The organism is Nocardioides panacis (assembly GCF_019039255.1).
In the GTDB taxonomy this organism is placed as follows: Bacteria; Actinomycetota; Actinomycetes; order Propionibacteriales; family Nocardioidaceae; genus Nocardioides_B; species Nocardioides_B panacis.
In genome coordinates this window covers 785,461-810,479 of record NZ_CP077062.1, presented here as the reverse complement: position 1 = coordinate 810,479, position 25,019 = coordinate 785,461, and the positions used below count along the sequence as shown (strand labels likewise).

The following is a 25,019-nucleotide window of genomic DNA, read 5'->3' as shown; positions in this document are numbered from 1 at the left end:
AGCTGTCGTCCTTCGCGACCTCAGGGTGCACCGTCCCGCCAAAGTCGCCGGGTGGGCGGCCATCCGGCCGCCAGAGTCGCCGGGTGGGCGGGGCTCGGCGGTCAGGTCACTCGGTGAGGTCGACGGCCCGCACGAAGCCGGCGTCCATCGCCTGGGCGATCTCCTCGAGCACCGGGGCCGGGATGGCCGAGTCGACCGAGAGCGCGACGAGCGCCTCCCCGCCCTTGGTGTCGCGGGCCACCTGCATGCCTCCGATGTTCACCTGGGCCGCGCCGAGGATCCCGCCGACGGTGCCGACCATGCCGGGACGGTCGGTGTAGCGGAAGAACGCCAGGTGGTCGGTGGGCTCGATGTCCATGTCGTAGCCCTGCACCTCGACCAGCCGCTCCCGCTGGGAGATGCCGATCAGCGTGCCGGAGACCGAGACCTGCGACCCGTCGGCCAGCGTGCCCCGCAGGGTGATCAGGTTGCGGTGGTCCGGGCTCTCGCCCTCGGTGACCAGCCGGACCGCGACCCCGCGCTCGGCGGCCAGCACCGGCGCGTTGACGTAGGACACCGACTCCTCCACGACGTCGGAGAACACGCCCTTGAGCGCGGCGAGCTCGAGCACCTTGACGTCGTACTGGGTGATCTCGCCGCGCACCTCCACGTCGAGCTGCTGGGCGATCTCGCCGGCGAGCGCGGTGAAGATCCGGCCGAGCTTCTCGGTGAGCGGGATGCCGGGCCGGACGTCCTCGGCGATCACGCCGCCCTGCACGTTGACCGCGTCGGGCACGAGCTCGCCGGACAGCGCGAGCCGGACCGACTTCGCCACCGCGATGCCGGCCTTCTCCTGCGCCTCGTCCGTCGACGCCCCGAGGTGTGGGGTCGCCACGACGTTCTCGAACTCGAACAGCGGGCTGTCCGTGCACGGCTCGCTGGCGAAGACGTCCAGGCCGGCTGCCGCGACCCGGCCCTCCTTGAGCGCGACGTACAGCGCGTGCTCGTCGACGATGCCGCCGCGGGCCGCGTTCACGAGCACCAGGCTCGGCTTGACCCTGGCCAGCTCGTCGTCGCCGATCAGGCCGAGCGTCTCAGGGGTCTTGGGCAGGTGCACCGACATGAAGTCGGACTGCTCGAGCAGCTCCTCCAGGGAGACCAGCCGGACCCCCATCTGCGCGGCCCGGCCGGCCTGCACGTAGGGGTCGTAGGCGATGACCTTCATGCCGAAGGCCGAGAGCCGCTGCGCGACCAGCACGCCGATCCGGCCCAGCCCGACGATGCCGACGGTCTTCTCGTAGAGCTCGATGCCGGTGAACTTGCTGCGCTTCCACTGGCCGTCCTTGAGCGCGGCGCTGGCCGGCGCGACGTGCCGCGCCGCCGCGAGCATCAGGGCCACGGCCAGCTCGGCGGCGGAGACGATGTTGGAGGTGGGCGCGTTCACGACCATCACGCCGCTCTGCGTGGCGGCCCGGACGTCGACGTTGTCCAGGCCGACCCCGGCTCGCGCGACGACCTTGAGCCGGGTCGCGGCGGCCAGCGCCTCGGCGTCGACCTTGGTCGCGCTGCGGATCAGGATCGCGTCCGCGTCGACGATGGCCGGCAGCAGCTCGGCCCGGTCCGCGCCGTTGCAGGTGCGGATCTCGAAGTCCGGCCCCAGCGCCTCGACGGTGGCGGGGCTGAGCTCTTCGGCGATGAGTACGACAGGCTTGCTCACGGGGCAGTCCTCGGATTCGGATCGGTCGCTCGGTGGTGGCCTCGACCCCTCAGGGACCTCGCGAGCGGGAGGCCGTGCACGACGTTGTGCCCGTCCTTCGACTCTACCCGATCGAACCGCTGCCCCGCCGGGCAAGACGCTCCGCGAGAACCGCCGCGGTCCGCCTCACCAGGGGGTCGCCGCGGCCCTCCACCGGGTCGACGGTCAGCACGCTGAGGAGGTCGCCCCGCCGCTGCCGGACCACCTCCGTACGTCGCCGGTGACCCGCCCGGTCGGTGACCGTGAGGAGCACCGTCAGAGAGGTTCCGGAGGCGTCGACCACCGCGTCGTGCCGGCCGTGGGGGCAGGCGGCGACGGCCGCTCCCAGCTGCCGGAGCACCGCGGCGGCTCCCCCCGGCCTCGTAGGACGCCACCTCGCCGGTGACCCGGCGGCCGTTCCCGGCGAGCACCAGCTGTCGCGCGGCCCGCCGGTGCGCGTCCCCGGCGAGCAGTCGCCCGCAGGCGTCTCTGGTGGGGTTCCCGTCGAGCTCGCGGCCGGAGAGGTCCGACTGCACGACGAAGCCGGCCGGCAGGTCGCCCGGCCGCAGGGCCACCGACGCCAGCGCGGAGGCGGAGGTCGCCGGCGTGGTGGCCGGCCGGCCACTCCGGTCGAGGCGGGCGGCGACGGTCCGGGCCAGCTCGATGGTGCGAGCGGGCGCGGCCCCGTCGACCTCGAGCACGGCCAGGGCCTCGCCGCTCCTGAGCACCACCACCTCCCGACGTTCGGGGTCGGCCGTGGTGCGGGTCAACGCGACGTGCAGGGCGAGCACCGACGGCAGCTCGACCCCACCCGGAGGGACCGGCCGCGAGCACCGGGGTGCCAGCGAGCGCAGGGCGTCCAGCGCCCGGTCCGCACCGCCGTCGGCGTAGACCGCGATCTCGGTGCGCACCCGACGACGGTCGGGCGCCAGGAAGGCCCGGCGGTGACCGGCGACCCGGCCGCTCGCGGGCGGGGCCGCCGTCCCGCACAGGTGCAGCCGGTCCCCCGGGTCGAGGTCGTTGCCCGAGCGGGCCTGCACCTCGTGGTAGCCGCCCGGCAGGTCGGACAGCGCCAGGTCGGCGCGGGCCACCAGCGCCACCGGCCGCACCGACGACACGGAGGTCGGGGGTACGGCCGGCGGAGGCTGGTGGCGGCGCACAGTCGTGTCGTTGCCCCAGCCGGCTGTGGCGACGGCCACCGCGACGACCGCGGCGGACGCCACCCAGCCGAGCCACTGCCGGGGTTCGAGCACGTCAGCGGGTGGCGGTGCCCTCGGTGTAGTCCGTGTCGTCGTCCTTGACCCAGGCCATCAGCTTGCGCAGCTCGCGGCCGGTCTCCTCGATCGGGTGCGCCTCGCCCTTGGCGCGGAGCTCCTTGAACTCCGGAGCCCCGGCATCCTGGTCGTCGATGAACCGCTGGGCGAACTTGCCGCTCTTGATGTCGGCGAGCACGTCCTGCATGCGCCCCTTGACCGAGTCGTCGATGATCCGCGGACCGGAGACGTAGTCGCCGTACTCCGCGGTGTCGGAGACCGACCAGCGCTGCTTGGCGATGCCGCCTTCGTACATCAGGTCGACGATCAGCTTGAGCTCGTGCAGGCACTCGAAGTAGGCGACCTCGGGCTGGTAGCCGGCCTCGGTGAGCACCTCGAAGCCCTTCATCACCAGCTCGGACATGCCGCCGCAGAGCACGGCCTGCTCGCCGAAGAGGTCGGTCTCGGTCTCCTCGGTGAAGGTGGTCTTGATGCCACCCGCGCGGAGGCCACCGATGCCCTTGGCGTACGCCAGCGCGAGGTCCCACGCCTTGCCCGACGCGTCGTTCTCGACGGCGACGAGCACGGGCACGCCACGGCCGGCGGAGTATTCGCGGCGGACCAGGTGGCCCGGACCCTTCGGCGCGACCATGGCCACGTCCACGCCGGCCGGCGGCTTGATGTAGCCGAAGCGGATGTTGAACCCGTGCCCGAAGAACAGCGCGTCGCCGTCCACGAGGTTCGGCTCGACGTGCTCGGCGTACAGCTTCCGCTGGATGTGGTCGGGCGCGAGGATCATGATCAGGTCGGCCTCCTCGCAGGCCTCGCCCGGTGACAGCACCCGCAGGCCCTCGGCCTCCGCCTTGGCCCGGCTCTTGGAGCCCTCGGGCAGGCCGACGCGGACGTCCACGCCGGAGTCGCGCAGCGACAGCGCGTGGGCGTGCCCCTGGCTGCCGTACCCCAGCACGGCCACGTTGCGGCCCTGGATCACGGACAGGTCGGCGTCGTCGTCGTAGAACATCTCAGCCACGGTCTGGCTCTCCTTCGTCGGTTTCTTCTTCAGGGGGTTCTGCGGTGGTGCTGCTGGGGGCCGGCGCTCAGCCGGCCACCGGGGGGGACGGGCACGGAGACCGGGCGCAGGTTGCGCTCGCTGATCGAGCGCCCGCCCCGGCCGATCGCGACCATCCCGGACTGCACGAGCTCGCGGACCCCGAAGGGCTCCACGATCCGCAGGAAGTCCTCGAGCTTGTCGCGGTTGCCGACCACCTGCACGGTGATCGCGTCGGTCGCCACGTCGACGACCTTCGCCCGGAACAGCTGGACGATCTCGAGGACCTGGCCGCGCATGCTCGCGTCGGCCTTGAGCTTCACCAGCAGGAGCTCGCGCGACACCGAGGCACCGGGGTCGAGCTCCACGATCTTGATCACCTCGACGAGCTTGTTCAGCTGCTTGGTGACCTGCTCGAGGGGCGAGTCCTCCACGTTGACCGCGATGGTCATCCGGGACACCTCGGGGTGCTCGGTGGGGCCCACGGCCAGGGAGTCGATGTTGAACCCGCGCCGGCTGAACAGGCCGGCGATCCGGGCCAGCACGCCGGGCTTGTTCTCGACCAGGACGCTCAGTGTGTGCCGGCTCATCAGTGCTGGCCGCCTTCCAGGTCGTCGTGCTCGAAGTCGGGGGCCAGGTCGCGGGCGAACTGGATGTCGTCGTTGCTGGCGCCGGCGGCGACCATCGGCCACACCATCGCGTCGCGGTGCACCCGGAAGTCCACGACCACCGGGACGTCGTCGATCTGCATGGCCTTGTCGATCGTGGCGTCCACGTCGTCCGGGGAGTCGCAGGCCAGCCCGACGCAGCCGTAGGCGTCGGCGAGCTTCACGAAGTCCGGGATCCGCTTGGACTGCAGGTCGGTGTTGCTGTAGCGCTCGTTGTAGAACAGCGTCTGCCACTGCCGCACCATGCCGAGCGACTCGTTGTTGATGATCGCGACCTTGATCGGGATGCCCTCGATCGCGCAGGTCGCCAGCTCCTGGTTGGTCATCTGGAAGCAGCCGTCGCCGTCGATGGACCACACCGTCGCCTCGGGCCGGCCCACCTTGGCGCCCATCGCGGCCGGCACCGAGAAGCCCATGGTGCCGAGGCCGCCGGAGTTGAGCCAGGTGCCCGGGTGCTCGTAGCCGATGAACTGCGCGGCCCACATCTGGTGCTGGCCGACCCCGGAGGCGTAGATCGCCTCGGGCCCGGCGATCTTGCCGAGCCGCTCGATGACGTACTGCGGCGAGAGCGACCCGTCCGCGGGGGTGTCGTAGCCGAGGGGGTACTTCTTCTTGACCCCCGCGAGGAACGCCACCCAGGCCTCGTAGTCGCCCTGGCGGCCGGCGTCGGCCTCGGCCTGCAGCGCGACGACCAGGTCGGCGATCACCTCGCGGGCGTCCCCCACGATCGGGACGTCGACGTGCCGGTTCTTGCCGATCTCGGCCGGGTCGATGTCGGCGTGGATGACCCGGGCGTTCGGCGCGAACGAGTCCAGGTTGCCGGTGACGCGGTCGTCGAAGCGGGCGCCCAGGCTGATGATCAGGTCGCTGCGCTGGAGGCCGGCGACCGCGGACACCGTGCCGTGCATGCCGGGCATGCCGAGGTGCTGCACGTGGCTGTCGGGGAAGGCGCCGCGGGCCATCAGCGTGGTCACGACGGGCATCCCGGTCATCTCGGCGAGGACCCGGAGCTCCTGGGAGGCGCGGGCGCGGATCACCCCGCCGCCGACGTACAGGACGGGACGGCGCGCCTCGAGGATGAGCCGGGCGGCCTCGCGGATCTGCTTGGCGTGCGGGCGGGTCACCGGCCGGTAGCCGGGGAGGTTCAGGTCGGTCGGCCACCGGAACGTGGTCATCGCCTGCATCGCGTCCTTGGCGACGTCGACGAGCACCGGTCCGGGGCGGCCGGTGGAGGCGATGTAGAACGCCTCGGCGACGGTGCGCGGGATCTCGGCGGGGTCGGTGACCAGGAAGTTGTGCTTGGTGATCGGCATCGTGATGCCCCGGATGTCGGCCTCCTGGAAGGCGTCGGTGCCGATCGAGGAGCTGGCCACCTGGCCGGTGATCGCGACCATCGGGACGGAGTCCATGTAGGCATCGGCGATCGGGGTGACCAGGTTGGTCGCGCCCGGCCCGCTGGTCGCCATGCAGACGCCCACCCGGCCGGTCGCCGAGGCGTAGCCCTGGGCCGCGTGCCCGGCGCCCTGCTCGTGCCGGACCAGGATGTGCCGGATCTTCTCGGAGTCGAAGAGCGGGTCGTACGCCGGCAGGATCGCGCCGCCCGGGATGCCGAAGATGTTCTCCGCGCCCGCACACTCCAACGACTTGATCAGGCTCTGCGCACCTGTCACGGGGGTCCCGGTGCCCTGCTCGCTCATGATCGCCTTCCTCTGGTCCTGCCGACTGTCGTGCCCAACAAAAAACCCCTCGGCCCGGTGGGCAGACGAGGGGGCGACGCGTGTGCGTGGGAGGGGTTCGGTGAACCGGTCCTCAGCAACCGCGTCGGGAGCGTACAAGAATGTCGAAACGCATGAGGTAACCGTCTCCGGTGCCGCTTTCCTCGTCAAGCCAGTGTGACAGGCGTCTCGGAATGTGGGAACGCCGTCCCAGCATTCGGCACGGCTAGACCGGGTCGTCGTCGAACGCCGGCAGCCCGTCGACGCTCGTGCGGTTCTTCGCGCGCCGGTAGTCCACCAGGCCCTCGGCACCCTTGCGGTCCATGTGCGCCGGCAGCAGGTCCCGCTCCGCGGTGAAGTCCATGACCGGCACGCCGTACCCGCAGGAGTCGGAGACCCGCTCGACGTCGACCACGATCACCGCCCGCGCTCCCCGGGTCTCGGTGAACCTGGCCGCCCACCCGGCGTACTCCTCGTCGTAGACGCTGACCACCCGCCCGGTCCCCTGCAGGCGTACGACGTCCGGCGACCGGCCGAACGAGCAGAACATCAGCGTGATGCGGCCGTTGCCCGGCTCGCGCAGGTGCGCGATCGTCTCGGCGCCGCTCGCGGTGACGTCGAGGTAGGCGACCGTGTGCTCGTCGACCACCACGAACGTCCCGCCGATGCCCTTGGGCGAGACGTTCACCCGGCCGCCCGCCAGCGGGGCCGTCGCGACGAAGAAGACGTGCTGGGCCTCGACGAACTCCCGCAGGCGTCCGTCGATCGCCTCGTGCTCCGTGCTCACCCTCGGCCCCGGCGCTCAGCCGCAGACGGCGCCGTGCGCGGCGGACTGCACGACCTTGGCGTACTTCCCGAGCACGCCGCGGGTGAACTTCGGCTCCTTGGGGGTCCAGCCCTCGCGCCGGGCGGCCAGCTCCTCGGCGTCGACCGCGACGTCGAGCAGCTTGTTGGCGACGTCGAGGGTGATCGCGTCGCCGTCCCGCACGAACGCGATCGGTCCGCCGTCGACGGCCTCGGGGGCGACGTGGCCGACGCACAGGCCCGTCGTCCCCCCCGGAGAAGCGGCCGTCGGTCATCAGCAGCACGTCCTTGCCGAGCCCGGCGCCCTTGATCGCCCCGGTGATCGCCAGCATCTCGCGCATCCCCGGACCGCCCTTGGGGCCCTCGTAGCGGATCACCACGACGTCGCCGGCGACGATGCGCCCGGCCTCCAGGGCGTCCATCGCCGCCCGCTCGCCGTCGAAGACGCGTGCGGTGCCCTCGAACACCGACTCGTCGAAGCCCGCGGACTTCACCACCGCGCCCTCGGGAGCCAACGAGCCCTTGAGGATGGTGATGCCGCCGGTCGCGTGGATCGGCTTGGAGAGCTCGCGGATGATGTTGCCGTCCACGTCCGGCGGCGCGATGTCGGCGAGGTTCTCGGCCATCGTCCGGCCGGTCACGGTCAGGCAGTCGCCGTGCATCAGGCCGGCGTCGAGCAGCGCCTTCATGATCACCGGGATGCCGCCGATCTTGTCGACGTCGTTCATCACGTAGCGGCCGAACGGCTTCAGGTCGCCGAGGTGCGGGACCTTGTCGCCGATCCGGGTGAAGTCGTCGAGGGTCAGGTCGACCTCCGCCTCGCGGGCGATCGCCAGCAGGTGCAGCACCGCGTTGGTGGACCCGCCGAGCGCCATCACCACGGCGATGGCGTTCTCGAACGCCTCCACCGTCATGATCTGCCGCGCGGTGATGCCCTGGCGCAGCATCGCGACGACGGCCTCGCCGGAGCGGTGCGCGAACCCGTCGCGGCGGCGGTCCACCGCGGGCGGGGCGGCCGAGCCGGGCAGCGACATGCCGAGGGCCTCGCCGACGGCGGCCATCGTGTTGGCGGTGTACATGCCCCCGCAGGCGCCCTCACCGGGACAGATGGCCCGCTCGATGCGGTCCACCTCGGCCCGGCTGATCCTGCCGGCGAGGCAGGCGCCGACGGCCTCGAAGGCGTCGATGATCGTGACGTCCTTGCCGTCGACCTGGCCGGGCATGATCGAGCCGGCGTAGAGGAACACCGAGGCCAGGTCGAGGCGCGCGGCGGCCATCATCATGCCGGGCAGCGACTTGTCGCAGCCGGCCAGCAGCACCGAGCCGTCGAGCCGCTCGGCCATCATCACGGTCTCGACGCTGTCGGCGATGACCTCGCGGGAGACCAGCGAGAAGTGCATGCCCTCGTGGCCCATCGAGATGCCGTCGGACACCGAGATCGTGCCGAACTCGAGCGGGTAGCCGCCGGCCGCGTGCACGCCGTTCTTCACGGCCTTCGCGAGCCGGTCGAGCGACAGGTTGCACGGGGTGATCTCGTTCCACGACGAGGCGACGCCGATCTGGGGCTTCTCCCAGTCGTCGTCGCCCATCCCGACGGCCCGGAGCATGCCGCGCGCTGCGGCCTTCTCCAGTCCGTCGGTGACGTCGCGGCTGCGGGGCTTGATGTCGATGGTGGAGTCGTCGGGCATGGTCCGGATGCTACGCCGGACGTACGGCGGCCCCGGCGCCGTCTCACTCCTCCGGTCAGCAGACGGCCGCGCGCACGCAGAGAACGTCCGGGAGGTGCTCGGCCACCGGGCGCCAGGTGTCCCCCTCGTCGTCGCTGCCGAACACCGTGCCGTCGCGGCTGCCGAAGTAGACGCCGGTCTCGGCCGCGTCGTCCACGCACATCGCGTCGCGCATCACGCCGGAGAAGAACGCGTCGGGCAGCCCCGAGCGCAGCGGCTCCCACGTGTCGCCGGAGTCGCGGGAGCGCCACACGCTGCACGCCCCCTCCACCGGGAAGCGGCCGTCGGCTCCCTCGAGCGGGAACACCCACACGGTGCCGGGCCTGTGCGGGTGGGCGACCACCGGGAACCCGAAGTCGCTGGGCAGGCCGTCGGCGATCGACGTCCACGCGTCGGCGCCGTCGTCGCTGCGGTAGACCCCGCCGTGGTTCTGGAGGTAGAGCCGGTCCGGGTTCTGCGGGTCACGGGCGACCTTGTGCACGCACTGGCCGAACTCGGGGAACTGGGCGTCCTCCGGCAGGAAGATCGCCCGGATGCCCTGGTTGGCCGGTGCCCACGACTCGCCGCCGTCGAAGGTGCGGTAGACGCCGCCGGTCGACATCGCGACGGTCACCTGCTGCGGGTCGGTGGGGTGCGGCAGCACGGTGTGGATGGCCTGGCCGCCGAAGCCGGCGCCCCACTGCTCGCGGTGCGGGTGGTCCCACAGGGCGCGCACCATCGTGAAGCTGGCGCCGCCGTCGGTCGACTTGAACAGCGCCGAGGGCTCCGTGCCGGCCCAGACCACGTCCGGGTCGCACGGGGAGGGCGCGATCGCCCAGACCGACTCGAGCGTCCGGCCGGTGTCCTCGGGGAACTTGATCGCCCCGTCCACGCCCTTCTCCCAGGTCGCGCCGAGGTCGTCGCTGTGCAGCACCTGCGGCCCCCAGTGCCAGTGCTTGCTGGCCATGAACAGGCGGGGCTGCTCACGGCCCGCGGTGTTCGCGGTGTCGAGCGCGACGGCGTGCACCTCGCTGCGCAGCTCGTCGGGGCCCTCCACCTTCCACGTCCGCCGGTCGTCGCCGTCGCTGTTCGCGATCCAGAGTCCCTTGCGTGTGCCGATCATCAGCACGGTTCGTGCCATCCGCCGCTCCTCGCCTCTCGTCAGGGTTGCTGACTGCTCACAACCTAGACCCGGTCACCGACGAGAACTCATCGCTCAGTACTCCCCCGACATCACGTTCTCGACGGGCTCGCCCGCCGCGAAGCGCTCGAGCTGGCGTCGGACGAGGCGGTGGGCGCGGGGCCACATCGCCGGGGTGGCGCCACCCACGTGCGGGGTGATCAGCACGTTCGGGGCGGACCACAGCGGGTGGTCGGCCGGCAGCGGCTCGGGGTCGGTGACGTCGAGGGCGGCGTGCACCTGGCCGGACTCCAGCGCGGCGACCAGGTCGTCGGTGACCACGACCGGCCCCCGCGCGACGTTGACCAGCAGCGCCCCCCCGCTTCATCCGGCCTAGGAAGGCGGCGTCCACCAGCCCGCGGGTCTCGCTGGTGCCCGGCACGATCAGCACCACCACGTCCGCCTGCGGCAGCAGCTCGGGCAGCTCCGCGAGGGTGTGCACGCCGTCGCGGGCGGTCCGGGCCACCCGCAGCACGTCGACCTCGAAGGGCTCCAGCCGGCGCTCGATGTCGTGCCCGATGTCGCCGTACCCGACGATCAGGACCGTCGAGTCGGCCAGCGACGGGCGCCAGCCCTGGTTCCACCGGTGGGCCTTCTGGTCCTCGACGAAGCCCGGGATCCCGCGCAGCGACGCCAGGGTCAGGGTCAGCGCCAGCTCGGCCGTCGACGCGTTGTGGATGCCGCGGCCGTTGCACAGCAGCACGCCGTCGGGGATCTGGCTGCGGATGTGGTCGACGCCGGCGGTCAGGGTCTGGACGACCTTGAGCCGCGGCATCCGGGCCAGCAGACCGCCCTGCTCGCCGCCGAGGTCGTACGGCGGCACGTAGAACTGCACCTCGCCCACCGAGGAGGGCACGTCGTCCCCCTCCGGCCGGACCGTCTCGTAGCGCAGCCCGTCGGGCGCACCCCCGAGGTCCTGCACGTCGAACGGGATCCACACCAGCGGTCGGTCGTCGGTCATCCCCCGACCCTAGGTCCCGGGCACGTTCACCTGATCGTCACATCGCGTTGACGGGGCAGAAGCACCTCGGTCCTAGCGTCGTACTCGCAGCATCCCGCACCGCCCGGTCCAGCAGCCTTCGGGAGTCCCCATGACGCTCCAGCAGCTCCAGCGCACCCCCCGGCGTCTCGTGGTGGCCGGCCGCCGGATGGCGGCCTGGCACGTGACCAGCCAGCAGCAGGCGCGGCGCAACGCATTGGTGGCCAGCACGGCGCTCACGCAGCGCCGCCGGGAGCTCCTCGAGGTGGAGGACTTCCTCGCCCAGCACGCCGCCCGGCGCGGGCCGGTGGCCGTGCCCGGCCAGCGGGTGGCGAGCCGCTCGGCCTGACCCGCCCGACTGGGGCGCCTCGGGCAGACTGTGCGCATGTCGGCCACTCCGCGCGTGGTGTCCCTCCCCGTCCCGGGAGGGCACGAGTCGCTGCGCTTCTACGACGTCGTCAGCGCCGACGGGACCCGGCTCCGGGCCTGGACCAACGACGCCGACGGACCGACCGTGCTGCTGTGCAACGGGCTGGGCACCAGCCCCTACGCGTGGCCGGCGCTGCTGCGCTCGGACTGCGGCGTGCGGGTGATCTCCTGGAACCACCGCGGCATCGGCGGCTCCGAGCGGCCCGCGGACCGCCGCCGGGTGGACGTGTCCGCGTTCGTCGAGGACGCCCTCGCGGTGCTCGCGGACGCCGAGGTGGACGCCTGCCCGGTGATCGGCTGGTCGATCGGGGTGAACACCGCCTTCGAGCTCGCCGTGGAGCACCCCGCGCGGGTCACCGCGCTGTTCGCCGTCGCGGGCGTGCCGGGCGGCACGTTCGCCTCGATGGGGGCGCCCCTGCAGATCCCCCGCTGGGCGCGCCGGCCGCTGAGCATCGGCGTGGCCTCCACGCTGGCCCGCACCGGCTGGGCGCTGACCCCGGTGACGTCCCGGCTGCCGGTCGGGCGACGGGCCGCGAACCTGCTGCGGCACAGCGGCTTCATGATGCCCAACGCCGACCTCGCGGTGGTCGAGCGTGCGGTCCGGGAGTTCCTGAGCACCCCGGTGCAGTGGTACATGCACCTGGCCCGCGCCGCCGCCCGGCACGACCGGGTGTCGCTGAGCCGGGTCACCGTGCCGACGGTGTTCGTGGCCGGGAGCTACGACATCCTCGCCTCCGCCCAGGACATGCGCACCGCCGCCGAGCGGATCCCCGGGTCGACGTACGTCGAGATGCGGGGGTCGCACTTCCTGCAGATCGAGCGGGCCGCCGAGGTGCACGCGCTCCTGCTCGCGCTCGTCAGCGGCTGAACCCGGGCGAAGCGCGAAGTTTCGGGCGCTTTCCCTTCAGACCCGGCCGCCAGGTCCCGATGGTCACGACGTGTCCACGCCCACGCCCACCCGTCGCCGCCTGCTGAGCGGAGCCGCCGGGGTGCTGCTCTCGGTCGTGGGCGGCCCCGTGGCCTCGCAGGTCCTCGGCCTCGAGGAGGCCGAGGCCGCCACCCGTCCCCGCCGGCGCACGGCCCGGGCCAGGGCCAGGGCCAGAGCCCGCGCCAAGGCACGGGCGCGGGCCAGGGCGCGGGCCCGGGCGAAGGCCCGCACCCCGGTCGCCCAGCCGAAGCCCTCCCCCACGCCGACCGCGACGCCGCCCCGGCCGGCGGCACCGGTCCCGACGACCCCGACCCCGGCTGTCGCCCCTGCGGTGCCGCCGCCGCCGATGGCGACGACGCCGCCCGCGGGCGAGGCGGAGCTGCACTACCTGAACCGGCTGGGCTGCGGATTCTCGCCCGCGTCCCTCGCGCAGCTGACCGCCGCGGGTGGCCCCGCAGGGTGGCTCGACGCCCAGCTCGACCCGGCCTCGGTGCCGGAGTCGGACGCCGCGCTGGCGCTGCCCGGCTACTTCCCGGACATGGACGCCTCGGCGACGGCGAAGTGGGCGACCAACCAGGCGGGCACCAAGGGCGGCTGGCAGTACGCCGCCGACTTCGCGGGCTACTCGATGCTGCGGCAGATCTACTCGACCCGGCAGGTGTTCGAGAACCTGGTCGGCTTCTGGTCCAACCACCTGCACGTGAACGCCAACCACGACAGCGCGTGGATCTACCGCAAGTCCTACGACGACACGATCCGCGCCCACGCCCTGGGGACCTTCGCGGACCTCCTCGTGGCCTGCTCGCTGCACCCGTCGATGCTGCTGTACCTCGACAACTGGACGTCGGTGAGGAACGCCCCCAACGAGAACCAGGGCCGCGAGCTGCTCGAGCTGCACACCGTCGGACGGGGCGCCGGCTACACCGAGCAGATGGTGAAGGACTCCGCCAAGCTGCTCTCGGGCCACACCGTCGACGCCTGGAAGACCTGGGCGCCGTCGTACGACAGCAAGCGGCACACCACCGGCCCCGTCCAGGTGCTCGGCTTCTCCGACGCCAACGCCGCCGCCGACGGCTCGGCCCTGAGCGTGACCTACCTGCGCTACCTCGCGCACCACCCCGCCACCGCCACCCGGATCGCCACCAAGCTGTGCCGGCACTTCGTCGCCGACGAGCCCTCCGCCGCGCTGGTCGCCCACGTGGCGCAGGCGTTCACCGACTCCGGCACCGACATCAGGGCCACGCTGCGGGCGCTGGTCGCCCACCCCGACTTCCTGACCGGCCGCGGCACGCTGGTGCGCAACCCGGTCGAGGACTTCGTGGCCACCTGCCGGGTGCTGGGCGTGCAGGTGCCGGCGCCCACGGACGGCCAGTCCTTCGCCCGGGCGTGCATCTGGCTCCCCGAGACCACCCTGCTCTACCAGTGGCCGCGCCCCGACGGGCTGCCGCTCGGCGACGCCGCGTGGGCCTCGGCCACCCGGATGCTGAACTCCTTCCGGATGCACTGGAACCTCGCGGCCGGGTGGTGGCCGACCAAGGACGTGGCCTACCGCAAGAGCGGCGCCGCCTGGCTCCCGCGGGCCAGCCTCCGGCTCGACGAGTACGTCGACCACCTGTGCACCTCGGTGCTGGGCAGGCGCGCCGACGCCCGCACGGTCGCAGCGGTCGCCGGCGTCACCGGCTACCCCGCGAGCACGGTGATCACCGCGAGCCACCAGGTCGTCGGCTGGATGCACGTGCGCGTGATGGGCGTCCTGCTCGACTCCCCCGACCACATGAGGCGATGAGGACACCATGACGCGACAGAACCGCCCGACCCCGCAGGCGTGCTGCCGTGAGTACGAGCAGGCCACCGGGCTGTCCCGCCGCGGCTTCCTCGCCGGCCTGGCCGCGGCGAGCACCGCCGCCGTCGCGACCACCACGTTCGGGGACGCCTTCCGGCAGACCGCCTTCGGTGCCGCACCCGGGGGGCAACGTGCTGGTGGTGCTCTCGCTGCGCGGCGGCATCGACGGCCTCGGCATGGTGGTCCCGCACGGCGACCCGGCGTACTACACCGCCCGCCCGACGATCGCGCTGCCCAAGGCCAGCCTGGTCGCGGCCGACGCGATGTTCGGGCTGCACCCGCAGATGGCGCCGCTGACCTGGCTCTGGGACGCCGGCGAGCTGGCGGCCGTGCACGCCGTCGGGCTGCCGGTGCCGAACCGGTCGCACTTCTCGGCGATGGAGGAGATCGAGGACGCCGACCCCGGCTCGTCGGTGCGCCGCGGCTGGATCAACCGGATGATCGGCCAGGACGCCACCGACGACCCGTCCGAGGCCGTCCAGCTCGGCACCTCGGTGGTGCCCACCGAGCTGTACGGCGCGGCGCCCACCCTCGCCGCCGGGCGGCTGTCGGACATCTCCTTGGTCGGGGCCGACGCCAACGTCTGGGGGCAGCGCCGCCGGACCGAGCTCGACCGCATGTGGGCGGGGGCGAGCACGCCGGCCCTGGCCGGCGCCTACGCCTCGGCCACCCGCACCGTCGACCTGCTCGCGCCGACCGCGGCCGCGGACTACGTGCCGACGCCCGGCGTGACCTACCCGACGACCTGGCCGGACCGCGACCTCGCCGACGCCCTCCAGGACACCGCCCAGCTGATCAAGGCGGACCTCGGCACCAGCGCGGTCGCCATCGACTTCGGCTCGTGGGACATGCACTCGGACTACGGCACCACCGAGTGGGGCAACATGCGGAGCATGACCGGCGCGCTGGCCCGGGTGCTGTCGGCCTTCCTGCGCGACCTCGGTCCGTTGCGCGACCGGGTCACCGTGGTGACGATCAGCGAGTTCGGCCGCCGCGTCAAGGAGAACGGCAACCGCGGCCTCGACCACGGCTGGGGCAACATGATGCTGCTGGCCGGCGCCGGCGTGCGGGGCGGGAGGTACTACGGCAGCTGGCCCGGCCTGGGCACCGGCACGCAGGTCGACGCGGACCTCCAGGTGACCACCGACTACCGCAACGTGCTCGCCGAGGTGATCACCCGCCGCTTCCCCGAGCGGTCGCTCGCGGGCGTCTTCCCCGGGCTCGGCTACGCCCCGCTCGGCCTCATGCGCTGAGCTTGGCGAGGATCAGCTCGCGGACCCGGCCGGCGTCGGCCTGGCCGCGCATCTCCTTCATCACCGCGCCGATCAGCGCGCCCGCCGCCGCGACCTTGCCGTCGCGGATCTTGTCGGCCACGTCCGGGTTCGCCGCGATGGCCCGGTCGACCGCTGCGGACAGCTCGCCCTCGTCGGAGACCACGGCCAGGCCGCGGGACTCCACGACCTCGTCGGGCGTGCCCTCGCCGGCGAGCACGCCGTCGAGCACCTGGCGGGCCAGCTTGTCGTTGATCCTGCCCTCGTCGACCAACGCCTGGACGCGGGCGACCTGCGCGGGGGTCACCGGCAGCCCGGCCAGGTCCACGCCCTGCTCGTTGGCGCGACGGGCCAGCTCCGAGAGCCACCACTTGCGCGCGGTCGCCGGCGAGGCACCCGCGGCGATGGTCTCCTCGACCAGGCCGAGCGCGCCGGCCCCGACGGTGTCGCGCATCTCCAGCTCGCTGAAGCCCCAGTCCTGCTGCAGCCGGGCGCGACGCTCGCGCGGCGGCTCGGGCAGCGCGGCGCGCAGCTCCTCGACCCACTCGCGCGACGGCGCCACCGGCACCAGGTCGGGCTCGGGGAAGTAGCGGTAGTCCTCGGCGTCGGACTTCTCGCGGCCCGAGGTGGTGACCCCGGTGTCCTCGTGCCAGTGCCGGGTCTCCTGCAGGATCGACCCGCCCGAGCTCAGCACGGCGGCGTGCCGCCCGATCTCGTAGCGCACCGCCCGCTCGACCGAGCGCAGCGAGTTGACGTTCTTGGTCTCGGTGCGGGTGCCCAGGGACCCCGAGCCGGCCGGGGCGAGCGAGAGGTTCACGTCGCAGCGCAGCGAGCCCTGCTCCATGCGTACGTCGGACACGCCGAGGCCGAGCAGCACGTCGCGCAGCTGGGCGACGTACGCCTTGGCGACGAGCGGGGCCTTCTCGCGGGTGCCCGGGATCGTCTTGGTGACGATCTCGATCAGCGGGATGCCGGCCCGGTTGTAGTCGACCAGCGAGTGGTCGGCGCCGTGGATGCGACCGGTGGCGCCGCCGACGTGCAGCGACTTGCCGGTGTCCTCCTCCATGTGCGCGCGCTCGATCTCGACCCGGACGACCTCGCCGTCCACGTCGACGTCGAGGTAGCCGTCGAAGGCGATCGGCTCGTCGTACTGCGAGGTCTGGAAGTTCTTCGGCATGTCCGGGTAGAAGTAGTTCTTCCGGGCGAACCGGCACCACTCGGCGATGGAGCAGTTCAGCGCCAGGCCGATCCGCATCGCGGACTCGACCGCCGTGCGGTTCACCACCGGCATCGCGCCCGGCAGGCCCAGGCAGGTCGGGCAGACCTGGGTGTTCGGCTCGGCGCCGAACTCCGTGGGGCACGGGCAGAACATCTTCGAGTTCGTGTTCAGCTCGACGTGCACCTCCAGGCCCAACGTCGGGTCGAACTTCTCCAGGGCGTCCTCGAAGGAGAGGACCGCCTCGCGCGTCGTCGTGCTCATGCAGACACTTCCTCGAGGGTCGGGGCACGGTCGAGCAGCGGGCCGCCCCACTTCGCGTGCAGCAGGGTCTCCAGGGCCGCACCGACCCGGTAGACCCGGTCGTCGGCCATCGCCGGGGCGAGCACCTGTACGCCGGTCGGCAGGCCGTCCTCGTCGGCGAGCCCGCTCGGCACCGAGATGCCGGGGACGCCGGCCAGGTTCGCCGGGATGGTGGCGAGGTCGTTGAGGTACATCGCCACCGGGTCGTCGAGCTTCTCGCCCAGCTTGAACGCGGTCGTCGGCGCCGTCGGGGAGAGCAGCACGTCGGCCGACCCGAAGGCCGCCTCGAAGTCCCGGCTGATCAGCGTGCGGACCTTCTGGGCCTGCCCGTAGTAGGCGTCGTAGTAGCCGCTGGACAGGGCGTAGGTGCCGATGATGATCCGGCGCTTGACCTCGTCGCCGAAGCCGCGGTCCCGGGTGGCGCGCATCACGTCCTCGGCGCTCGGCGAGTCGACGCCCTCGGGCAGCACCCGCAGGCCGTAGCGCATCGCGTCGAACTTCGCGAGGTTCGAGGACGCCTCGGCCGGCAGGATCAGGTAGTAGGCGGCCAGGGCGTGCACGAACGACGGGCAGGACACCTCGACGACCTCGGCCCCGGCGTCCACGAGTAGCTGCACGGCCTCGTCGAAGCGCTGCTGGACGCCGGCCTGGTAGCCCTCGCCGCGCAGCTCCTTGATCACGCCGAGCCGCACGCCCTGCATGTCGCCGCTGGCGCCCTGCCGGGCGGCCTCGACCACCTTGGGGAGCGGCTGGTCGATGGAGGTGGAGTCCCTGGGGTCGTGGCCGCCGATGACCTCGTGCAGCAGCGCCGCGTCGAGGACCGTCCGGGTGACCGGGCCGGCCTGGTCCAGGGAGTTGGCGAGCGCGACGAGGCCGTAGCGCGAGACCCCGCCGTAGGTCGGCTTCACCCCGACGGTGCCGGTGACCGCGCCGGGCTGCCGGATCGAGCCGCCGGTGTCCGTGCCGAGCGCGAGCGGCGCTTCGAAGGCGGCCACCGCGGCGGCCGAGCCACCGCCCGAGCCCCCGGGGATCCGGTCGAGGTCCCACGGGTTGTGGGTGGGGCCGTAGGCCGAGTGCTCGGTGGAGGAGCCCATCGCGAACTCGTCCATGTTGGTCTTGCCGAGGATCGGCAGGCCGGCTGCGCGCAGCCGGGCGACCACGGTGGCGTCGTACGGCGGCACCCAGCCCTCGAGGATCCGTGAGCCGCAGGTCGTGGGCAGGCCCTCGGTGGCCAGGACGTCCTTGACCGCGATCGGGACGCCGTCCAGCGCGGAGGCGACCGAACCGGACGCCCGGCGCTCGTCGGCGGCGCGGGCCGCGGCCAGCGCCCCCTCGGGGTCGACGTGCAGGAACGCGTGCACGGCCCCGTCGACGGCGGCGATCCGGTCGAGGTGGGCCTGGGTGAGCTCCACCGAGGTGGTCTCGCCGGCGGCGAGCGCGTCGGCGAGCTCGGCGGCGGTGCGGCGGGTCAGGTCGCTCATGCCTCGTCCTCCAGGATCCGCGGCACGCTGAACCGCTGCTGCTCGACCTCGGGGGCGCCGGAGAGCGCCTGCTCGGCGGTCAGCCCGGGCCGGGCCACGTCCTCGCGGAAGACGTTCGTCAGGGGCAGCGCGTGCGACGTCGGCGGGACGTCGTCGGCGGCCACCTCCGAGATCGAGGCGATGGACTCCAGGATCACGGCCAGCTGGGGGGCGAGGTGGTCGAGCTCCTCGGCGGACAGGTCGATACGCGCCAGATCGGCGAGGTGCGAGACCTCGTCGCGGCTGATGTCAGGCATACCTCTCATCCTAGGGAACGGCCCCCGGCGGCCGCTCCCCGGCGTCCGCCGCGGACCCGCCGCCGCCGTCCGCGGGGCAGGTAGAGTTTTCAACGACCTGGAAAGGACCCACCCGTGAGCGACGGCTCCCCCCGGCACGCAGCCGTGCCTGCTGGCCCCTGCCGAGGGCGCCCGTGTCCAGGAGCAGCTGCAGCAGGCCGCCGACCGGGCGGCGTACCTCGCCCGGGTGGCCCGGGGGCTGTCCGGCGCCCTGCACACCGACCGCGCCGTCGACCTGGTGCTGGAGATGCTGGTCGGCCCGGTCGTCGACTGGGCGCAGATCACCCTGGTCGACCGCAGCCAGCTCCGGTTCCGCTCCCGCGGCCCGGACGGCCGGCTGCTCACCGGCCGGCTCCCGGTCGAGGACGTGCCGGAGTCCTCCAGCCTGGGACGGGCGCTGTTCACCGGCGCCACCGACCTCCTGATGGTCCCCGACGGCGGCGACACCGACAGCGCCACGCTGGCCTCCGCGGTGCCCTCCGAGACGCTGCGCGGGTCGCTCACGTCGATCCGGCCGATGGATCTGCTGACCATCGCGATGTCGGCCCGCGGGACGACGTACGGCGCCCTGACGATCGCCCAGCGCTGCGGCAACGGCTTCGACGAGCGGGCCGTCGCGTTCCTCGAGGACTTCGCCCACCGGGTCGCGGTCACGCTGGACACCACCCGGGCGCTGGCCGAGTCGCGCCGCGTCGCCACCGTGCTGTCCCGCGAGCTCGTGCCGCCGAGCCTGCCCGACCTCGCAGGTGTCGCGTTCGGCACCTACTACCGGGTGGCCTACGAGCAGGAGGCCCTCGGCGGCGACTTCTACGACGTGCACGGGGACGACGACGGCTGGACCGCCGTGGTGGGCGACGTCTGCGGCAAGGGCGTCGAGGCGGCGGTGCTCACCGGCAAGGTGCGCCAGGCCGTGCGCACCGCCTCGCTCGTGGACCGGGACCCGAGCCGGGTCCTCGACCTGGCCAACCGCACCCTGGTGTCCGACTCCGACGAGACGTTCGTGACCGCCGTGTGCGCGCGGGGCCGCAAGGTCGGCGACGTGCTGCACCTCGACATCGCCTCCGCCGGCCACCCCGAGCCCCTCGTCGTGCGGCGCGACGGGTCGGTGGAGCAGGTGCCGGTGTCCGGCACGGTGCTCGGCCTGCTCCCGAGCTCGACCTACACCTCGGTCAGCATCGAGCTCGCCGAGGGCGAGACCTGCCTGTTCTACACCGACGGGGTCGCCGAGGCCCCGGGCCACCGCACCCGGTTCGGCGACGACAGGATGCGCGAGGTGCTGCTGGCGACCGGTGCCTGCCACGTGACCGCCCAGGTCGAGAGTGTCGCGGTCGCGCTGTCCACGCACCTGCGCGACCGGGCGCACGACGACATCGCGATCCTCGCGGTGCAGTCGATCGGCGAGCGGTGACCACCGAGGTCGCCTGGGGGCAGCAGGTGGAGGAGTACCTCTCGGCGCTGAACCGGGGCGACCGCTCCGGCGCCCTGCAGCAGGCCCGGGCGCTGCGCGCCGAGGGGCACGAGCTGCTGGAGCTGATCCTGCGGCTCATCGCCCCGGCCCAGCTGCGGGTCGGCGAGCTGTGGGTCTCCGACAGCTGGAGCGTGGCGCAGGAGCACGCGGCCACCGCGATCAGCGAGGCGGTGCTGACCACGCTGGCCGTCGAGCGCGAGGAGCAGGCGCGGGCCCCGGAGGACGCCCCCTCGGTGGTGGTGTCCTGCGTGGAGCAGGAGTGGCACGCGTTGCCCGCCCTGATGATCACCGAGCAGCTGCGTGCGAGCGGCTTCGCGGTCAGCTACCTCGGCGCGAACTCCTCCTCCCAGGGGCTGGTCCGGCACATCCACGACACCGGCCCGAGCGCGGTGCTGCTGAGCTGTGCGCTCTCCTCGTTCCTGCCGCTCACCCGGCGGGAGATCGAGGCGGTGCGCGAGACCGGCACCCCAGTGGTGGTGGGCGGCTCGGCGTTCGACGCCGGCGGTCACCGGGCCCGGGTCCTCGGCGCGACGGCCTTCGCCACCGGCGCCACCGACGTCGCCGAGGCGCTGGCCGGGCTGCCGACCGCCGTACCCCCGGCCCCGCCGCTGACCCACGACGGCGCCGAGGAGGCCTTCGTCGTCTTCGCCGCCCGGGAGTCGCTCGCCGACGAGGTGTCCCGCAGGGTGCTGCGGTCGCTCGACGCCGACCCGGCCGAGGGGCACGCGCACGGCTGGCGGCGGGTACTGGACGACCAGCTGCCGCACCTGGTCGGCAGCGTGGCGGGGGCGCTGGTCTGCGACGACCCGCGTGTCGTCTCCGACGCCCTGGCCTGGGGCGAGCTGGTGCTCGGGAACCGCGACGCCCCCGCCGGCACCGGTACGGCGCTGCGCGACGCCCTGGCCGACGCGCTGCACGACCTGCCGGCCGCGACCCGGCTGCTCGACGGCGTCCCGCCACCGCGCTGACCCGGACGGGCGGGCCCGTCTGACCCATTGACCGTGACCGGGGCACCGGCGTTGGCTCGATACGCCGGGGGGGGAACACCGTCCTCAGGGAGACCCGCCATGTCCGACACACGCACGACCGAGCTCACCCTCGACGCCGCGTTCCAGGGCAGCACCATCCGGCCCGGTGACCGCGACTACGACGCGGCCCGGGCGATCTACAACGGCAGCATCGACCGGAGGCCGGTGCTGATCGCGCGTCCGCACGGCGCCGCCGACGTGATCGACGCCGTCACCTACGCCCGGGAGACGGGTCTGCCCCTGTCGGTGCGCTGCGGCGGCCACGGCGTCGCCGGCACCTCACTGGCCGAGGGCGGCGTGCTGATCGACCTCTCCGCGATGAAGGGCGTGCACTCCGACCCGGCGCGGGGCACCGCCGTCGCGGAGGGCGGCGCGCTGTGGGGCGAGTACGACCGCGACGTCGCGCTGACCGGACGGGCCACCCCCGGCGGCCGGGTCACCACCACCGGGGTGGGCGGCTTCTGCCTCGGCGGCGGGTACGGCTGGCTGTCCCCGGTGCACGGCCTGACCTGCGACAACCTGGTCGCCGCCGACGTGGTCACCGCCGACGGCCGGCTGGTGCGGGCCACCGAGGACGAGAACAGCGACCTGCTGTGGGGGCTGCGCGGCGCCGGCGCCAACTTCGGCGTCGTCACGTCCTACGAGCTGCGCACCCACCCGGTGCCGCCGGCGATGCTCGCCGGCATGCTGATCGTGCCCAACGACGACCAGGCCGCCGAGGTCGTGGCCGGCTACCGGGAGTACGTCGAGCGGGCCCCCGAGCAGCTGGTCACCGCGGTGGCGACCGTCCTCGCGCCGCCGGAGCCGTTCGTCCCGCCGGAGCTGGTCGGCTCGCCGGTGCTCGGCGTGATCGCGCTCTGGGTGGGCGAGCCCGGTGACGGCGAGGCGTTCGTCCGCCCGCTGCGCGACCTGACCGCGCACGGCATGGACCTGGTGCAGCCGATGCCCTACACGGCGTTCCAGGCGATGCTCGACGGGTTCGCCCCGAAGGGCTGGATGAACTACCACCGCGGCCTGCACCTGGCCGCGCTGGACGACGGCATCATCGAGCCGTTCCTGCAGGCCGGCCGGCACATCGGCTCGCCGATGACCCAGGGCATCCTGTTCCGGCACGGCGGCGCGGTCTCCCGGGTGCCCGAGGACGCGACGGCGGCCGGGCACCGGGACTCCGCCTACATGGCGCACCCGATCGCCTGCTGGGCGACCCCGGCCGAGACCGAGCACGAGATGGCCTGGGTGCAGGAGTTCTCCGCGGCCGTGGCCACCGCGACCACGGGCGGCACCTACCTCAACTTCGAGCCCGGTACGTCGATCGCGGACGTTAAGTCCGGCTTCGGGGAGGAGAAGTACCAGCGCCTGGTCGGGCTCAAGGACGTCTGGGACCCGGGCAACCTGTTCCGGTCGAACCACAACGTCCCGCCGACCGGCTGGACCCCGGAAGCCAGGGTGCCGCGTCAGTCCCGGACCTGATCGCCGACCTGGTCGCCCACCTGAGCGACGGCCCGGGCCTCGTCCGGGCCGTCGGACAGCAGCACCCGGAAGCCGTCCTCGTCGAGCACCGGCACCTTGAGCTGCACGGCCTTGTCGTGCTTGGACCCGGGGGACTCGCCGACGACCACGAAGTCGGTCTTCTTCGACACCGAGCCGGCCGCCTTGCCGCCCCGGGCCAGGATCGCCTCCTTGGCCTGGTCGCGACTGAAGTCGACCAGCGAGCCGGTCACCACGATGCTCAGGCCGGCGAGCGTGCGCGGCGCGGACTCGTCGCGCTCGTCGGCCATCGTGACGCCGGCCTCGCGCCACTTGCGCACGATCTCCCGGTGCCAGTCCACCGCGAACCACTCCACGACGGCGTCGGCGATCGTCGGCCCGACGCCCTCGGCGTCCGCGAGCGCGGCGTGGTCGGCGTCCTCGATGGCCCGCATGGACCCGAACTCGGTGGCCAGCGCGCGGGCCGCGGTCGGTCCGACGTGCCGGATGGACAACCCGACGACCACCCGCCACAGCGGCCGCTTCTTGGCGTCGTCGAGGTTCTCCAGCAGCCGCCGCCCGTTGGCCGACAGCACCGGGTCGTCGCCCTCGCCCTTCTTGGGGGCGCGGGTGAACAGCGGTGCGCGGAGCAGCTTGGCCTCGTCGAGGAAGAACACGTCGCCCTCGTCCTCGATGACGCCGGCATCGAGCAGCGCGAAGGCCGCCTCGGAGCCGAGCCCCTCGATGTCGAAGGCGCCCCGGCCCGCGACGTGGAACACCCGGTCGAGCAGCTGGGCGGGGCACTTGCGGTGGTTGGGGCAGCGCAGGTCCTTGTCGCCCTCCTTCTGCTGGACCAGCTCGGTGCCGCAGGACGGGCAGGTGGTCGGCATCACCCAGGGCTCGAGCCCCTCGGGGCGCAGCGCCAGCACCGGCCCGACGATCTCCGGGATCACGTCGCCGGCCTTGCGCAGCACCACCGTGTCGCCCGGCCGGACGTCCTTGCGCTGGACCTCGTGGGCGTTGTGCAGGGTGGCCCGCTCGACGGTCGACCCGGCCACCCGGGTCGGCTCCATCACCCCGAACGGCGTGACCCGGCCAGTGCGGCCGGTGTTCACCTCGATGGCCAGCAGCCGGGCGTTGACCTCCTCGGGCGGGTACTTGTAGGCGATCGCCCAGCGCGGCGCGCGGCTGGTGGAGCCCAGGCGGCGCTGCAGGTTGACGTCGTCGACCTTGATCACCACGCCGTCGATCTCGTGCTCCACGTCGTGCCGGTGCTCGCCGTAGTGCTCGATGAACGCCTCGACGGCCTCCAGGTCCGGGAGCACCCGGGCGCGGTCGCTGGTCGGCAGCCCCCAGGCCTTCAGCGCGGCGTAGGACTGCGACTGGGTGGTCGGGGTGAAGCCCTCGCGCAGGCCGAGCCCGTGGCAAACCATCGCCAGGTCGCGGGTGGCGGTGACCCGCGGGTCCTTCTGCCGCAGCGAGCCGGCCGCGGCGTTGCGCGGGTTGGCGAACACCGGGCGGCCGGCGTCCCGCATCGACTCGTTGAGCCGCTCGAAGGCCTGCACGGGGAGGAACACCTCGCCGCGCACCTCGACCCGGGTCGGCACCGGGTAGTCCTCGGTGCCGGTCAGCCGGTGCGGGACGTTGCCGATCGTGCGGACGTTGGGGCTGACGTCCTCGCCGGTCCGGCCGTCGCCGCGGGTGACGCCGCGGACCAGCCGGCCGTGCTCGTAGAGCAGGTTGATCGCCAGCCCGTCGACCTTGAGCTCGCAGAGCATCGCCGGGTCGGTGACGCCGTCGCGGGCCAGCCGCGCCCGCCAGCTCTCCAGCTCCTCGTAGGAGAACGCGTTGTCCAGGCTCATCATCGGCTCGAGGTGGTCCACGGCGGTGAACTCCGTGGAGACCGCGCCGCCGACCTTCTGGGTCGGCGAGTCCGGGGTGCGCAGCTCGGGGAACTCCTCCTCGAGCTCCTCGAGACGGCGCATCCGCACGTCGAAGTCGTGGTCGGACAGGGTCGGGTCGTCGAGCACGTAGTAGCGCCACCGGGCGTCCTCGATCTGCTCGGACAGGGCGCGGTGCTCGTCGCGGGCCTCCGGCGAAGGGAGGGCGGGCTGCGGCATACGCCTATCTTGCCGTGCCGCGCCGACAGCCCACCCATCCACGGGGGGCGCGCGCGGCGAACT

Annotated in this window: 19 protein-coding genes and 1 pseudogene; 7 read left to right on the top strand and 13 right to left on the bottom strand. The window is 73.1% G+C overall.

Features of this window, described 5'->3' with window-relative positions; genetic code table 11:
- Nucleotides 1-106 precede the first annotated feature (106 nt).
- The 9 genes and pseudogenes from serA to KRR39_RS26485 all read right to left on the bottom strand — a co-directional run bounded on the left by serA (nt 107) and on the right by KRR39_RS26485 (nt 11,049).
- A complete protein-coding gene (gene serA, locus KRR39_RS04030) occupies nt 107-1,696 on the bottom strand; it encodes a phosphoglycerate dehydrogenase (protein WP_216940852.1) in 1,590 nt (529 codons plus the stop codon).
- Nucleotides 1,693-2,967: a hypothetical protein gene (locus KRR39_RS04025; protein ID WP_216940851.1), complete on the bottom strand. Its 1,275-nt coding sequence runs from the start codon at nt 2,965-2,967 to the stop codon at nt 1,693-1,695. The genes serA and KRR39_RS04025 overlap by 4 nt, the downstream gene beginning before the upstream one ends.
- 1 nt (nt 2,968) lies before the next feature.
- On the bottom strand, nt 2,969-3,997 hold the full coding sequence (gene ilvC, locus KRR39_RS04020) for a ketol-acid reductoisomerase (protein ID WP_302053547.1): 1,029 nt from the start codon (nt 3,995-3,997) through the stop codon (nt 2,969-2,971).
- Between the two features lie 29 nt (nt 3,998-4,026).
- Nucleotides 4,027-4,605, bottom strand: coding sequence for an acetolactate synthase small subunit (ilvN, locus tag KRR39_RS04015; protein ID WP_216940850.1), 579 nt, complete (start codon nt 4,603-4,605; stop codon nt 4,027-4,029).
- The gene (locus KRR39_RS04010; RefSeq protein ID WP_216940849.1) at nt 4,605-6,380 is read right to left on the bottom strand and encodes an acetolactate synthase large subunit; all 1,776 of its coding nucleotides are present in this window, start codon (nt 6,378-6,380) and stop codon (nt 4,605-4,607) included. Before KRR39_RS04010 ends, ilvN begins: the two co-directional genes overlap by 1 nt.
- Before the next feature lie 244 nt (nt 6,381-6,624).
- The gene (locus KRR39_RS04005) at nt 6,625-7,185 is read right to left on the bottom strand and encodes a pyridoxamine 5'-phosphate oxidase family protein (protein WP_216940848.1); all 561 of its coding nucleotides are present in this window, start codon (nt 7,183-7,185) and stop codon (nt 6,625-6,627) included.
- Nucleotides 7,186-7,200: 15 nt separating this feature from the next.
- Nucleotides 7,201-8,890, bottom strand: a pseudogene (gene ilvD / locus KRR39_RS04000) (dihydroxy-acid dehydratase).
- A 55-nt stretch (nt 8,891-8,945) separates the two neighbouring features.
- Nucleotides 8,946-10,049, bottom strand: coding sequence for a WD40/YVTN/BNR-like repeat-containing protein (locus KRR39_RS03995; protein ID WP_216940847.1), 1,104 nt, complete (start codon nt 10,047-10,049; stop codon nt 8,946-8,948).
- A 37-nt stretch (nt 10,050-10,086) separates the two neighbouring features.
- Nucleotides 10,087-11,049 carry an NAD(P)-dependent oxidoreductase gene (locus KRR39_RS26485; RefSeq protein ID WP_436972026.1) on the bottom strand — a complete coding sequence of 321 codons (963 nt, stop codon included), beginning with the start codon at nt 11,047-11,049 and terminating at the stop codon, nt 10,087-10,089.
- Between the two features lie 130 nt (nt 11,050-11,179).
- Here KRR39_RS26485 and KRR39_RS03985 point away from each other — a divergent pair, with 130 nt between their 5' ends.
- From KRR39_RS03985 to KRR39_RS03970, 4 genes are all read left to right on the top strand, one after another.
- Nucleotides 11,180-11,416 (top strand): hypothetical protein, encoded by a 237-nt coding sequence (locus KRR39_RS03985; protein WP_216940846.1) that lies wholly within the window; start codon nt 11,180-11,182, stop codon nt 11,414-11,416.
- Between the two features lie 36 nt (nt 11,417-11,452).
- Nucleotides 11,453-12,364, top strand: a complete 912-nt coding sequence (locus tag KRR39_RS03980) for an alpha/beta fold hydrolase (RefSeq protein ID WP_216940845.1) — start codon at nt 11,453-11,455, stop codon at nt 12,362-12,364.
- 70 nt (nt 12,365-12,434) lie between these two features.
- Complete coding sequence (locus KRR39_RS03975) at nt 12,435-14,210, top strand: DUF1800 domain-containing protein (protein ID WP_216940844.1); 1,776 nt, start codon at nt 12,435-12,437, stop codon at nt 14,208-14,210.
- A gap of 167 nt (nt 14,211-14,377) precedes the next feature.
- Complete coding sequence (locus KRR39_RS03970) at nt 14,378-15,520, top strand: DUF1501 domain-containing protein (RefSeq protein ID WP_216940843.1); 1,143 nt, start codon at nt 14,378-14,380, stop codon at nt 15,518-15,520.
- Here the strand turns inward: KRR39_RS03970 and gatB are convergent.
- Genes gatB through gatC form a run of 3 tightly spaced genes read right to left on the bottom strand, consistent with a single transcriptional unit; the run spans nt 15,510 to nt 18,834 of the window.
- Complete coding sequence (gene gatB, locus KRR39_RS03965; RefSeq protein WP_216940842.1) at nt 15,510-17,018, bottom strand: Asp-tRNA(Asn)/Glu-tRNA(Gln) amidotransferase subunit GatB; 1,509 nt, start codon at nt 17,016-17,018, stop codon at nt 15,510-15,512. The two genes, KRR39_RS03970 and gatB, sit on opposite strands and share 11 nt — an antisense overlap.
- A complete protein-coding gene (gene gatA / locus KRR39_RS03960; RefSeq protein WP_216940841.1) occupies nt 17,015-18,538 on the bottom strand; it encodes an Asp-tRNA(Asn)/Glu-tRNA(Gln) amidotransferase subunit GatA in 1,524 nt (507 codons plus the stop codon). Before gatA ends, gatB begins: the two co-directional genes overlap by 4 nt.
- A complete protein-coding gene (gene gatC / locus KRR39_RS03955; RefSeq protein ID WP_216940840.1) occupies nt 18,535-18,834 on the bottom strand; it encodes an Asp-tRNA(Asn)/Glu-tRNA(Gln) amidotransferase subunit GatC in 300 nt (99 codons plus the stop codon). The genes gatA and gatC overlap by 4 nt, the downstream gene beginning before the upstream one ends.
- 226 nt (nt 18,835-19,060) lie before the next feature.
- On the opposite strand from gatC, the gene KRR39_RS03950 reads away from it, so the two are divergent.
- From KRR39_RS03950 to KRR39_RS03940, 3 genes are all read left to right on the top strand, one after another.
- On the top strand, nt 19,061-20,281 hold the full coding sequence (locus tag KRR39_RS03950; RefSeq protein ID WP_216940839.1) for a PP2C family protein-serine/threonine phosphatase: 1,221 nt from the start codon (nt 19,061-19,063) through the stop codon (nt 20,279-20,281).
- Nucleotides 20,278-21,309, top strand: coding sequence for a cobalamin B12-binding domain-containing protein (locus KRR39_RS03945; RefSeq protein ID WP_216940838.1), 1,032 nt, complete (start codon nt 20,278-20,280; stop codon nt 21,307-21,309). The genes KRR39_RS03950 and KRR39_RS03945 overlap by 4 nt, the downstream gene beginning before the upstream one ends.
- Nucleotides 21,310-21,408: 99 nt before the next feature.
- Nucleotides 21,409-22,839: an FAD-binding oxidoreductase gene (locus tag KRR39_RS03940; RefSeq protein ID WP_216940837.1), complete on the top strand. Its 1,431-nt coding sequence runs from the start codon at nt 21,409-21,411 to the stop codon at nt 22,837-22,839.
- Here KRR39_RS03940 and ligA read toward each other — a convergent pair.
- A complete protein-coding gene (ligA, locus tag KRR39_RS03935) occupies nt 22,824-24,956 on the bottom strand; it encodes an NAD-dependent DNA ligase LigA (RefSeq protein ID WP_216940836.1) in 2,133 nt (710 codons plus the stop codon). The two genes, KRR39_RS03940 and ligA, sit on opposite strands and share 16 nt — an antisense overlap.
- Between the last annotated feature and the right edge of the window lie 63 nt (nt 24,957-25,019).

Bases quoted from the DNA above. Each gene is read 5' to 3' on its own strand.
- ilvN (WP_216940850.1), bottom strand. From the start codon at position 4,605: ATGAGCCGGCACACACTGAGCGTCCTGGTCGAGAACAAGCCCGGCGTG.
- KRR39_RS04010 (WP_216940849.1), bottom strand. From the start codon at position 6,380: ATGAGCGAGCAGGGCACCGGGACCCCCGTGACAGGTGCGCAGAGCCTG.
- KRR39_RS03995 (WP_216940847.1), bottom strand. From the start codon at position 10,049: ATGGCACGAACCGTGCTGATGATCGGCACACGCAAGGGACTCTGGATC.
- KRR39_RS26485 (WP_436972026.1), bottom strand. From the start codon at position 11,049: ATGACCGACGACCGACCGCTGGTGTGGATCCCGTTCGACGTGCAGGAC.
- KRR39_RS03985 (WP_216940846.1), top strand. From the start codon at position 11,180: ATGACGCTCCAGCAGCTCCAGCGCACCCCCCGGCGTCTCGTGGTGGCC.
- KRR39_RS03980 (WP_216940845.1), top strand. From the start codon at position 11,453: ATGTCGGCCACTCCGCGCGTGGTGTCCCTCCCCGTCCCGGGAGGGCAC.
- gatB (WP_216940842.1), bottom strand. From the start codon at position 17,018: ATGAGCACGACGACGCGCGAGGCGGTCCTCTCCTTCGAGGACGCCCTG.
- gatA (WP_216940841.1), bottom strand. From the start codon at position 18,538: ATGAGCGACCTGACCCGCCGCACCGCCGCCGAGCTCGCCGACGCGCTC.
- gatC (WP_216940840.1), bottom strand. From the start codon at position 18,834: ATGCCTGACATCAGCCGCGACGAGGTCTCGCACCTCGCCGATCTGGCG.
- KRR39_RS03940 (WP_216940837.1), top strand. From the start codon at position 21,409: ATGTCCGACACACGCACGACCGAGCTCACCCTCGACGCCGCGTTCCAG.
- ligA (WP_216940836.1), bottom strand. From the start codon at position 24,956: ATGCCGCAGCCCGCCCTCCCTTCGCCGGAGGCCCGCGACGAGCACCGC.